Source organism: Streptomyces sp. NPDC107471, from assembly GCF_055582845.1.
In genome coordinates this window covers 17,537-29,762 of record NZ_JBVJPC010000011.1, presented here as the reverse complement: position 1 = coordinate 29,762, position 12,226 = coordinate 17,537, and the positions used below count along the sequence as shown (strand labels likewise).

The following is a 12,226-nucleotide window of genomic DNA, read 5'->3' as shown; positions in this document are numbered from 1 at the left end:
TGACGCTCCGACGGATACGCGGATGGCCGCTTGGCGCCGACAGTGCACCGGGTGTTCACCGTCAAGTAACCATCAAAAACAGCATGGTTGTGGAAGCAACCGCAGACTGTTCGATCGAAGCCAATGTGTTCGCAGAGGCTGTAGAGGCCGAGGGGATGGATCGCGTCTTGTCCTGGAGGATGTGCCGGTGACCGAGCACGACAACGGTCCCGACTCAGTGGCCATGGCGCTGATCGCCAGTGGTGCGGCATGACGCGCTGGAGCGGCTTCGGCAAACGCCGTGGCGACAGGCAGACAGGGACGGGTGGCGCAGGGCCGGCGGGCTCCGAGCCCCGACCCGGCGCGGCGGGCGCGGCGGATCAGGTGCTGGTGGAGGACTACGACGGCCTGCTCCTCCTGCGTTCCCCCTCGGACGACTCGCTGAGCCCGGCCGACGTCGGTGACCTGGCCCGGGGCCAACGCTCGGACGACGGAACAGTGACGTTGATCGCGGGCACCGAGAGCGTGGCGGCCGATTCCTTCTGGCCCCGGCTGAGTCAACTGCTCGACACCCTCAGCGACTCGGGCACCGAGACCGTACGGCTGGCCATGGCCGGGGCCGGCCAGGACAGCGCGGAACGGCCCGCCACAGCACGGCGGATCGCGGACGCGTGGGGCTTGAAGGTCGAGGCCCCGGCCGGACCGCCCCTGCTCGTGCCGGGCGGGACGCTGTTCGTGCCCATGCCGCTCGGCTCGGCGACGGACGGCGGCTGGTGGCGCTTCGCCCCGCAGGCGCACCCCAAGCCCCTGGGCCCGCGCTGCCCCGCCCCGTCCTGGCAGAGTGCCCTGCGTGCATTACCCGCGCGCACGGCCGGCGGCTGTGTCGTCGAACAGATCCCGGCGGGAGTGCTCATCCGGCCCGCCGAGGCGGCTCCGACCAGGCCGGGCGACCTCTACCACTCCGTGCCGGTCTCTCCCGGGCGACTCGCGGTTGTGGTGGGCGTTCCCTACGGCGAGGATGTTCTGGCGGACGACGTCGCCGACGTGCTCGCCGCCCTTCCGGAACAGGTCAGAGCCGTCGTACGCCTCGCGCCCGGTGGCCGTCGCGACCTGCTGTCCCTGGCTCAGGCCGTCGCCGACCGACTCGACGTGGACCTGGAGTTGATGACCGGGCTGCCGCTCATCGCCGCCGGAAGTCCGCTGGGGACGTACTCCGCGCAGTCGGTCCTTGTCGGGGCAGACCAGGCTCCGCGCTGGCTGCCCTTCGTCGACGCCGTTGTGTGCCGGCCGGCCCGGGGCGCCGCACAGGCTCCCGCTCCCGGACTGCTGCGCTGGACGACGCCGTTGCCCGGCGCCCCCCAGCCCGCGGACGGCGTGGTCGCACTGTCCGATCATTGGCAGGCCACGGTCACCAGAGCCGGTCTGTGGGTCGGCCCGCTCGACGGCCCCGGCCTGTCCCACACGGCCCGCCAGGTGAGCCCGTCCGGCCCGACGATCGAGATCGGTCTGCCGGGCGAGCGCCTCGACACCTCCCTGTGGCCGGCGCTGTCGCGCCTGCTCGCCGGCCTACGACCCGCGCTGCGCGCGAGCGTGACCCTGCATGTGCACGGAAACCCCCACGACGGCGGTCGCGAGCTGCGCCGTCTCGCGGCACACCATGGCCTGCGGACCATTCGATTCGCCTCGTTCAGTGCTCCGGCACCCACGCCACGGGAGAAGACGCAACCGTCGCAGGCGAGCAGCAGGCCGCGCACGACGTCCGAGCCGGGCCGCACCGAGCACCCGACTCCGGCCTCGGCGCCCGCGCCGTCCCTGGAGCTGGGCCAGAGCGCGGCTGCTACGGCCACGGCAGGCGCCGCGCCGACGCGCTCGCCCCGGAAGATCACGGGGGCGCAGACGGGCGAGCGGCCCCGCTCGATCGGTTCAGCGGGGGAGGGGGTGGCATCCGAGGGCGCCGCGGTCGCGGGGGCGGCCAGCGGGGCCGCGGTTGGCACGGGCTCGCCCGACTCACATGCGCCGAAGCGGGACGTGCCGGGGCCGGACGCGCCGATGACACGTGCGTCCAGGTCGAATGTGCCTGCCGCTACTGAGAGGGCTCTGCCCGAGCGCGTGTCGATCATCGAGACAGTGCGACGCGCGGAGGCCGAAGTTGAGGCTGAAGCCGCGGCGGAGGCTGAAGCCGCGGCCGCATCGGACAGCCCTTCGGAAGAGCCGAAGGCCCCGAAGACCGCCGACGTCGGCAGCGCGCCCGTCCAAGCCGGCAGCGAGCCCGACGCTCCGGCCGCCGAAGAGTCCCGGCCCGCCGTTGCCGAGCCGTCCGGCCCCGAAGCCGACGACCCCGGCCCTGTGCCCGCCGCCCCGCGTGGCCTCGTCACGACCAGTTCCTTACCTGAACCCGTCGCCGGTGGCGAGCGCTCCGACGCATCGCCTCCGCCCCCGACCCCCTCTCCGTCTCCGTTGCTGGCTGCCGAGACAGGCCCGGAGGCCTCCGCCACCGAAGCGCCCCGCGTCCCTCACGCCTCGCCGCCGCAGAGCGCTCCTCTCCCCCCGGTCCCCTTCAGCCCAGGTCACCGCAGCACCGAAGACGAACGCACCGTCTTCCGTACGCTGGCGGACGCCGAGTGGGACCGGCACGGTACCGCCGTCGCCAGAGCCCTCGCCCGGATGCCCGCCCTGCGCGGCAAGGAGCAGGAGGCCGCGCGCGCCGACCTGATAGCGCTGCGGCTGTATCTGCACGACACCGAGGGGCCGTTGAGCCACCAGGCATTGACCGGCGCGCTGCACGGTCACGACGGAGGTCTCCTCCCGTACTTGGCGTGTCTGGCATCGGCGCTGAACCGACTGCCCTCGTACCGAGGGGTGGTGCTGCGCTCCACCGGAGTCGTCTCCGAGAGCGACGTACCGCGCCCCGGGACACTGCTGCGCGACGCCGCCCCGGTGAGCGCCACCCCGCTCGACCCGGTCCGTCCGTCGATGACGACGGGCGCCAGTTACGTCGTCTGGTCCGTCGGCGCACGCCGGGTACGGCAGGTCTCGGACCCCGGCGAGGGGCCGGAGGAAGTGGTGTTCCCCCCGGGGGCCCTTTTCAGGGTTCTGGACGTCCGCCGAGCCGGACAGGACACCGCCCGGCAGATCTTCCTGCGTGAACTGCCCGGCCCGCACGGGCCGGTCCGACCCGACCCCGAAGGTGACCGCGCCGCACTCGCCCGGCTGGACGAGGCCGTGCGCGGACGCTCCGCCCCGGCGAGCGCCGATCAGTGGCCGAAGCGCTGCTCCGGGCCCTTCGGCGCCGCGAAGTCGGAAACCACCGCGAACCACTGACACGAGGGGGAGTCGTATGACTCGTCGGACCGATCCGGCCGGTGAGACGCCGTCGGCCGCGTCCGGAGCGCCGGGCAACTCGCGGGCCGTAGGGCAGTCGGAAGCGTCCCGTTCGTCCCCGGTGACGATCCGCCGGGCGGTGCCCCTCCAGGGGACGGCACAGGACCCCGGTACGGCGCTGGCACCGGGTGCGGGCCGTTCAGGAAAGGCGAGCGCAGAGTCGACCGCCCCGGTGCCCGCCGTAGCGCCGGGTGCCTCCGCCGCCTCTGAGGTGGCGCCCGCGCCCGTCGCGTCGGAGGGCATGTCAGGCGAGCCCGTTCGGACCGGGAACGCGGGTGAAGGCGAGGCGGAGGCCGAGGGTGCCGAGGCGACTTCGGGGGCGCCGGAAGTGCAGGCCGTAGCCAGGCCCACGGCCACCACGGGCGACCCCGTCGCCGCCCCCGCCGAGGCCGGTGCTGTGCCCGCTGAGCCCGACGTTGCGCCCGCCGAGCCCGGCGCCGCGAAGACCGCGCCCGACACCGCCGTAAGCGAGCCGGATGCGGACACCGTCGTCGTGGCATCCGGCAACGGTGGCGCGGGCCCCACGGCCGCCGGCGAGGCCCATGCGAGGCCGAAGAAGCCGATGCTGGCCGCGGCGGCCATCGTCGGGGCGATCCTGATAGGGGTCCCGTTCCTCGTGGCGGGACAGGGCGACAAGGACGAGAAGGCCTCGGACCGGACCGACAACGCGGCCGGCACGGTCCTGGACACCGACCGGATGCCGCACCCCTCGGAGAGCTACGGGACCCAATCGCCTTCGCCGTCCCCCTCCACGTCCCCCTCGCCCAGCGAGTCCCCCGAGGAGAAGCGGGCCGAGGACGAGAAGGCCGTACCGGTCGCCAACCAGGAGAAGGAGACTCCGAAGGCGACCCGGTCCGCGAAGCCCAAGACGGACAAGGGAGGCACTGTCAGTTCCGCCGAGAAGCTCCGCCAGAAGGCCAACGCGGCATCCAGCGCCACCAACACCCTGCTCAGGAACTCCACGACGGGTCTGTGCGCCGACGTCCCCAACTACGGGAACGGCAAGGTCGACGGCCCGGTCAACCAGTACCCCTGCGACGGCACCACCGCCGACAACCAACTGTGGAACCTGGAGGTCGCGCAGGCCAAGGGCGGACCCCAGGGGGCTTCTCTGTTCCTCATCAAGAACAGCAAGGACGGCTACTGCATGGACCTGCCCTACTACGGCGCGGCCGCCGGGGGCACCAACGTCACCGAGTACTACTGCCGCGCGACCTCAGACAACCAGATGTGGTGGCTCGACCCCCGCTCGGACGGCTCGTACTGGATCCGCAGCTACTCGAGCGACAACCTCTGCCTGGGACTCGAAGGGGGCGCGTCCGCACGCAACGACGCGCACCTGGAGATCGGCGGATGCGGCTCCGCGGACCGCTGGATCGTCTGACCCACGCCCAGGCCGTCACCGGCAGAACACCGACGCCATCCTTGACCGACACCCCACGACGGACACCGACACCCCACCGGAGAACACCCGTATGAGTGCCGCACGAAACGCGGGAGAAGGCACATCCCCCGGCACCGCCCAAGGTGCCCCGCAGATACGCGTCGCGGTCGCCTTGCCCGCGTCCTCGGAGCCGCCCGAGGGTGTCCTCACCCCGGCCCGGACCGCGGCCGCCGCCCCCGACATGACGACGGGTGAAGCGGCGGAACACGGGACGAGTGCGGCCGTACCGGCCCCTGCGCAGGATTCGGAAGAAGGCGTCGGCCAGACGACAACGCTGTCGGGCAAAGCGGTCACCCGGGAAGCCGAGGAGGCGTCCGTAGCCGGCGAGCCCGACCGAACCGAGGCGGAGGGCATCGTGCAGCCTGACGCGCGGAGCGAGGCGGACGAGGCGACGACCGCGGCGGTGCCGGTCGCGACGGCTGCCGACGCCCCCTCCGGTGACCCCGACGCGGGGGACTCCCGTGGCGGTCGGCCCAAGAAGCCGATGCTGGCCGCGGCGGGCATCGTCGGTGCCGTCCTGGTCGCCGTTCCCTTCCTGCTGATGGGCGGACAGGACGACGACTCGCAGCAGAAGACGGCGAGCTCCGTCGGGCAGGAGGACAGCGACACGCTGCTGGGGGCGAACGCGGCACAGGAGGCCCCGGACGACTACGCCACCCAGACCCCCTCCGCCACCCCGACCAAGAAGGCGGCCACGAAGTCCGCGAAGCCGAGCCCGACCAAGTCCACGGCAGCGGTGAACAACGCCGCGGAGACCAAGCCCAAGACCAAGCCGACGCCGAGCGCCGCCCCCTCCGCGAAGACGACCAAGCCCAAGGCTCCGGTGTGGACCAGCACGTCCGTCACGGCACCGAGCACGCTGTCCGTCGGTGAGTCCTGGAGCACCAACCGCATCAAGATGGTCATGCAGGCCGACGGCAACCTCGTCGTCTACAACGAGAAGGGCAAGGCCACCTGGGCCTCGATGACCTTCGGTGCGAACCACACGGCCCGCTTCCAGACGGACGGCAACCTCGTCATCCACAACGGCGACGACCGGCCCATCTGGGGAGCGGACGTATGGGGCCACCCGGGTGCGAAGCTGATCCTGCGCACGGATGGCAAGGTGGTCATCATGGACGGTACGACCGTGACGTGGTCCACCTGACCGTTTCGCAGGTGTCTCGGCGCGCATGTCGAGGATCCGCGCGCGGCTCTGACGTCCCTGTGAAAGCTGGTCGAAGGGACGGATGATCCAGATGCAGACACTGACGGTCGATGTGTTCATCTCGGTGGACGGGGTGGACTACTTCGGATACGGCCGGTGTCAGAATCTGAGAATGCCGAAATAGCTATGGCTCGACCGTGCCGATCGGCTCGAAAGTCGGTTCACCTTCAATTATCGGAATATCGAGTTCTCCCCGGAGTGCCGCCCACATGAATTCCGTGAAAGGCATCTGAATTGGAATCCACTGGCCCATGTCGAGGATAACGAACCAATCACCTTCGCCCTGCTGTGGGGGTGCGATGAACACATGGTTTCCAGAGGTCGAACGGGCGATTGGAACGAGACCTCCGGGTTCCGGGTGCACTGGATAAGGATACATATCTGGCGCGCTTCGGCGCAGTTCTGAAAAGGCATGGGAGGCTTGCTCCCACAACGTTTCGAGGCGCAGTCCCTCCTCTCCGCCCGCCGCTCGTGGATGAAACAGGTAGAGTTGGTCATTCACGCAGCCGGGACCATAGGCTGTAACGAACTTCTTGTAGTCGTCCGGCAACGAGACCGTGAAGTTCTCTTCCAGCGCCCGCCAGTCCCGCTGTACGTCACCGTTGAGCAACGGCTGTCCCAGGAGTTCATGGAATCGATAGATTTCCACCAGATGACCTTTCAGTGCACGAGTAACCACCAGAGGGCTGATTATAGGTGGTGCAGCTCAGGCAGTAGCCCTCGTCTCCTACTGCATGCATCTCAATCCGGGTGGGAACAGCTTGATTGCTTCCGCCATGCACAGTCAGAGCACCAAGGGCCACTTGCTGCCCCGCCTTCACAGTTCGGGTTATTTCGTCTTCCAGGGAGCGCATGTGGGGGGAATTTGCAGGAGTCTGGTATCCAGCTACGTGTTATTTGCCCCCCCGTTTGGTTTCCGATCAAATGCAAGGCTGCTCGGTTGCTTGCAGGAAGTTGATAGAACCCAGCAGGCTTCCAATTCCTGGGCGGGTCCAGGCGCCACGGCCGCAGGTCGTAAGCGTCGATGTATGTGACCGCTCCTGTGGCTCGGCAATCTTCAGTGCCGGAACCGAACCGGGTCATGGGCGCGTAATAGAAGGACGGATCTGCGGAGGGAAGGTCTCGGGAACACGCATTGCGTGTGCGTCTGGCATTCGGGTCTGCCCCCGATTGCCCGTAGCTGGAGAGTTGGTCGAGGACGTTGAGGACGCGCGACGCCGCTCGGAGTCGTTCTGAAACGCTGGGAGACCGGCACCTGGCCAGCAACCCCGACCACACCCCCGCTGACAACCCCTCCCACAACGGCCCCCGCCCGAACTGCCGGTGACGACATATCAGCAGGTCACCCTATGAGTATGGTCGCCAGGCTGACATCCCCTCTGCACCCCCACATTTCCCTAGACGAGAAGAACAGGAGAAGAAGCCATGGGTGGGGACGGGGTGGCGCGCCTCGGGGGATCGGGGGCTGCTTGCGCGTCGTTGGTAGCCGGAAACCACCGCACGTTCGCCCCCACCACCTCCTCCGGGCGGGCACCAGGCGCCGGTGGGCGAACCCTGCCGCCGCCGTACATGCCGCTTCAAGCATCGCGGCAGCGGGCTCGGCGGGTTTCCGGCAGACGGCGTCGTGGCGAAGCAGTCGGCAAGCAGCGCGCGGGTCCTCCACGTGCGCGGACGGCCTGTTGCAGCTCGCGGTATGAGGGGAGCTGGGTAACTCCCTTTCCTGGTCGCGGAGTTCATGGCGGCATATCACACCACCATGAGCCACCACCGATGATCTTTGAAGGCGGACCCTAGGGCGCGACCGGCATAGGCGCCTCCTTCGAAGTGGAGGGGGCAGGCGAGGGCGGCGCGCTGCTGCTCGGACTAGCTGGTGGGGGTGTGTCGGCTGGTGCCTGCGGGTCGTTACGGGAGAGCATCTGCGGCAGTATGAGGAGGACGGCCGTTATTACCGCGGCCAGGAGGACTACCGCGGCCCTGCGCAGTCCGGGGCGGATGACTATCCGCGCGCCGGTCGATGGAGGGCGGGGCGGTCGAAGCTGGGTGACTTGAGCGGCCCGGGCGTGGAGCGCGGCGCGAAGGCGGTCTTCGACGGCTGTCATGGCGTCTCCTTGAGTTTTCTGGCCAGGGCCGCGAGTGCTCGGCTTGCTGTGGATTTCACCGCACCGCGGGACAGGCCCAACGTCGCGGCGATGTCCGCTTCGGACATGCTGGACCAGTACCTGAGGACGAGGACCTCCCGCTGCTGAGAAGCCGGCACGTCACGCGGAGGCGGGGGCTGCCGTGTCTACCGTGCCGGTGCACCCCGGAGCGCGAAGCCGTGTTCCCTCAGCCCCACCGGATCACGCACCGGTCTCGTACAAGCCGAGCTGGCCTGACCGCACCGTGCGCACGGCACAGGGGCATCTCGTCAACGCCTGCGTGCCCAAGAATCTGAGGAGCAAGGCGACGACGCTGACAACCAGCGACAAGGTGCATCTGTCGGCGCTGGTCCTGGGAGATGGGCCCGACGGTGTCCTGCTGGATCACGAGCAGGGGTACAACATCTGCTCCTTCGTCGATATTGGGCGACAACTGGCGGAGCGCGGCTATCACGTGGTGATCCCGGAGTACCGCAATCACGGTGCGTCCGAGGAATCGGCCGACAACGAGCACGTTGACCGCGATGCCCGCGCCGGGCTCGCTGAACTACGCCGTACCGGTGCGAAGAGGGTGTTCCTGGCAGGGGCGTCGTGCGGCGGCACCACCGCGGCTGTCGCAGGTGTTGACACACCTTTGCGCGTGGTGGGTCTGTTGATGATGTCCTCGCCTGCGCGGTGCGGCGGAGTGGATGCCGTGTCTGCGGTGAGGAAGCGGAAGCTGAGCGTTCCGACGCTTCTGGTGGTGTCTCCCGGCGACATGCAGGGCGCGGTGGAGAAGCAGGTCCGTGAGGTCTACGCGGCCTCCGCTGCCCACAAGAAGGAACTCGTCGTCAACAAGAGCGGCTTCCACGGAACAGACATGATCAAGCGGACCGGTGCCTCAGGGGTCGCGTTGGAGGACCGGGTCATCAGGTTCGTGGTGGATTCCTACGCCGCCTCCCGTTGAAGGAGAGAGCCACGTTCGCCCCGGGGCGACGGCGATGAGCGGGCAACGGGGGCCTGGGCCCCTGTACTCACGAATGGAGACATGTTGAAGCGACACAAGCGCACGAGGGTTTCGGTTCGTCTGCTGGGCCTGTCGGCTGCGGTGCTGTGCGTTGCCGCGGCCACATTCACGTATACGGCTACGGCGGGAGCGGACGACGCAGCGGACCAGACACGGGGGTCTTCGTCCGGGACCACGGGGACGGTCCGTTACGACCTCGGTGCTGAGGCCTGGCATCTGCCGCAGACGGGAGAACCGGGTGAGTTGACCGGGGTGGTGTACTACCCCGCTGACCTGACCAAGGGACGGCATCCGCTGATCGTGATGCTGCACGGGTGGCACGAGACCTGCGCCGACCGAGATGCCGACGCCGCGCGCGCGGCCGCTGAAAGCAGCGGGGACGACGCCGCGTACGAAGCTGCCAGCGCCAAGCTGTTCGCCTGGCCGTGCGCGCCGGGAACGCCCACGCTGCCCAGCGAGCGCGGGTATGACTACCTGGGCAAGACGCTGGCCGGACAGGGCTTTGTCGTGGTTTCGGTTGGTGCCAACGGCATCAACGCCTCTTCCGTGTCAGGGGATGACAACGCTGCCGCGCGGGCGGATCTCATCAACCGGCATTTGCGGATGTGGCGGGACCTCAGCGCCGGGGGCAAGGGCGACCTCGCCGGGAAGTTCGTCGACCCGGAGACCGGAGCGCCACATCGTGTCGGCTTCGCCCACCACGTCGACATGGGCAACGTCGGTGTCATGGGGCACTCCAGGGCGGGGGCCGGGGTTACATGGCAGGCGGCTGACAGCCATCGACAGGAATGGCCCAAGGGTGTCGATGTCAAGGCGGTGACGGCGCTGGCGCCTGCTTACAACGTGATGACGGAGAACATGTCCGACTACGCAATCACCAGGACTCCATTTGCCGTCCTGCGGGGGACATGCGACGGACAGGTCGGCGGTGAGGCGTTCTCGTTCGCGGCCGACGCGGCAAAGGGAAACCGGCGCGGCTTCTACCGGTTCGCCGTCCCCGGCGCGAACCACAACTACTTCAACACGCAGTGGTCACCTCAGAGCGGCCAGGTCGCGGCCTATGACGATGCCACGCCGGTGGAAGGACGCCCCGCACAATGCACCGATCGTGACGGTGCAGAGTCGGCCAGGCGGCTGACCGAATCGCAGCAGCGCCACGTCGCCGTCACCTACGTCGGTGCCTTCTTCCGCCGCTACCTCATGGGGGACATCGGGCAGGACCCGGTACTCACGGGCATGCGGAAACCCGACGCCGCCATCGCGGATGTGGACGTCACCGCCACCCTGCCCTGAACGGCAGCCGTTCGCCTGGATGTTCTTGTTCCCAGTTCCCCCGGGTGCGCCCCGCATGTGTCGGGCATGCAGGCGAACCGCAGCCGGGCCCAAGTTCCGCACGAACTGCCGCCCGGCCGGCCGCACGCCCGGACCGCAGCCCGCACGCCCGGACCGCGGGCCGTACGGCTTGACCGGGTCGCACGAACGGCTCGCGTCCGTCGTACGGTCCGCTCCCGCGCTGGCCCTGCCGCGCACCACTCGGCGCCGGGGCCAGCGCCCTTCCACCAGCACTTCAGGACGCCCCTCCCCAGAACGGACGCATGTCGAGCGCACCCACCCGGCTCCGCGCCGAGCACCTTGATCATGCCTTTGGCATCACCGAGCCCCGGCCCCGGCTGTCCTGGTGCAGGAGGGAGAGTTTTGCGGCTTGTTGTGCCAGGGTGTCCGCCTCTCGACGGCGTCGTATTCCCGTCATGCCGTTTTCTGCCAACCCACGCCTCTCGCTTCCCCGATCGTCGTCTGCCGATAGTTGTCGCGCTCCGCTTCCCTGGTTCGAGGAGAACGATGAACACACGTATCACTTGGCGGTCGGTGGCTGCCTCCGTGAGTCTCGCGGTCAGCTTGGTCGCCCTGCCGGCGCAGGCGCAGGCCGCCACCCCTGACACGACACAGGAAAGCGTGCTGGACACGCAGCTCGCCGCACTTTCACCGACCGCCGCGGCGAGAGCCGACCAACTGCTGGGCCGACTCGGCATCGACGACCTGCTGCCCGGCCCGGCGATCGACCCGGCCGACTACCGGTGCACGACCGACACCCCTGTACGTGACTGGATGGCCGCCGCCACCGCTGACTGGACCCCGACGGATCGCGGACTCGCGAGCCTCTTCCAGCAGGTCGTCCTGCTCGACACCGTTCTCTTCCCCGATGACGCGGGCACCGCCTTCGGGCCCGATGGAGCTGACACCACGCAGGTGACGCACACAGCCCGCGACCTGCGGTCCTTCTGGGACATCGACGGCAGCCGGGTCCGTGTCGTTCCCATGCACTCCGACATGCTGCTCGACCAGGCACGCGTAGCGAGAGTCTTCGAGGTCGGCTTCGGTTTCGACGCGAACACCTCCGCACAGCTCGGCGCAGAGGCGGCTGCCCGCGTCGACACGGATGCCTTCGACCACGGCCGCCACCCCTTCTTCACCTTCAACGCCTTCGCGATCAACGGCCTGGACCTGCCAGGCATCGGGACCGTCCCGCCCGAGATCGTTGTCGGTGACGGCGTCCTGGAAGGATTCGGCGCCATAGGCCTGGACGACGTGGCCCCGAAGGCGATCCTGGCTCACGAGTACGGCCACCACGTGCAGTACCAGCGCAACCTCTTCGCCAGCACCCTGACCGGCGCCGAGGCGAGCAGGCGTACAGAGCTGATGGCAGACGCCTTCGGCTCGTACTACCTCACTCACGCCCGTGGCGCCTCGCTTCAGTGGAAGCGGATACAGCAGTTCTCCCAGGTCTTCTTCCAGCTCGGCGACTGCTCGTTCGCCTCCGGCACCCACCACGGCACCCCGGCCCAGCGACTGCACGCGGTGCAATGGGGCTACGGCGTAGCGCAAAGCGCCTCCGACCAAGGCCACATCCTCCCGTCGCTGACCTTCGCAGGCCGGTTCGAGCAGGAGCTCCCCGCGCTCGTCGCACCCGACGCCTGACCATGCTCACGGGCAGCAGGAACAGCCGGCATCAAGGGTCGCTCCTGCCCGCCCGCACCGAGATGGCCGAGAGCTGCGGTGGTAGAACCTTCCCC

General features: G+C 69.0%; 7 protein-coding genes and 1 pseudogene. 6 read left to right on the top strand and 2 right to left on the bottom strand.

The genetic code is table 11. The features are described 5' to 3' along the window. Positions 1-249 precede the first annotated feature (249 nt). The 3 genes from ACZ66S_RS32030 to ACZ66S_RS32020 all read left to right on the top strand — a co-directional run bounded on the left by ACZ66S_RS32030 (position 250) and on the right by ACZ66S_RS32020 (position 5,951). Positions 250-3,300: a hypothetical protein gene (locus ACZ66S_RS32030; protein ID WP_469905053.1), complete on the top strand. Its 3,051-nt coding sequence runs from the start codon at positions 250-252 to the stop codon at positions 3,298-3,300. Positions 3,301-3,601: 301 nt separating this feature from the next. Next, complete coding sequence (locus ACZ66S_RS32025) at positions 3,602-4,744, top strand: RICIN domain-containing protein (RefSeq protein ID WP_469905052.1); 1,143 nt, start codon at positions 3,602-3,604, stop codon at positions 4,742-4,744. Between the two features lie 91 nt (positions 4,745-4,835). Next, positions 4,836-5,951, top strand: a complete 1,116-nt coding sequence (locus tag ACZ66S_RS32020) for a mannose-binding protein (RefSeq protein ID WP_469905051.1) — start codon at positions 4,836-4,838, stop codon at positions 5,949-5,951. 184 nt (positions 5,952-6,135) lie between these two features. Here ACZ66S_RS32020 and ACZ66S_RS32015 read toward each other — a convergent pair whose 3' ends face one another. Then, entirely contained in the window at positions 6,136-6,690 is a 555-nt protein-coding gene (locus ACZ66S_RS32015; protein WP_469905050.1) for an SMI1/KNR4 family protein, read from the bottom strand. A 1,416-nt stretch (positions 6,691-8,106) separates the two neighbouring features. Further along, positions 8,107-8,256 (bottom strand): annotated as a pseudogene (locus ACZ66S_RS32010) (sigma factor-like helix-turn-helix DNA-binding protein); the annotation flags it as partial. Between the two features lie 137 nt (positions 8,257-8,393). Between ACZ66S_RS32010 and ACZ66S_RS32005 the strand changes: the two are divergent. The 3 genes from ACZ66S_RS32005 (at position 8,394) to ACZ66S_RS31995 (ending at position 12,131) form a co-directional block, all read left to right on the top strand. Further along, positions 8,394-9,095 carry an alpha/beta hydrolase gene (locus ACZ66S_RS32005; RefSeq protein WP_469905049.1) on the top strand — a complete coding sequence of 234 codons (702 nt, stop codon included), beginning with the start codon at positions 8,394-8,396 and terminating at the stop codon, positions 9,093-9,095. Positions 9,096-9,176: 81 nt separating this feature from the next. Next, on the top strand, positions 9,177-10,448 hold the full coding sequence (locus ACZ66S_RS32000; protein WP_469905048.1) for an alpha/beta hydrolase: 1,272 nt from the start codon (positions 9,177-9,179) through the stop codon (positions 10,446-10,448). A 546-nt stretch (positions 10,449-10,994) separates the two neighbouring features. After that, on the top strand, positions 10,995-12,131 hold the full coding sequence (locus tag ACZ66S_RS31995) for a hypothetical protein (RefSeq protein ID WP_469905047.1): 1,137 nt from the start codon (positions 10,995-10,997) through the stop codon (positions 12,129-12,131). Positions 12,132-12,226 lie beyond the last annotated feature (95 nt).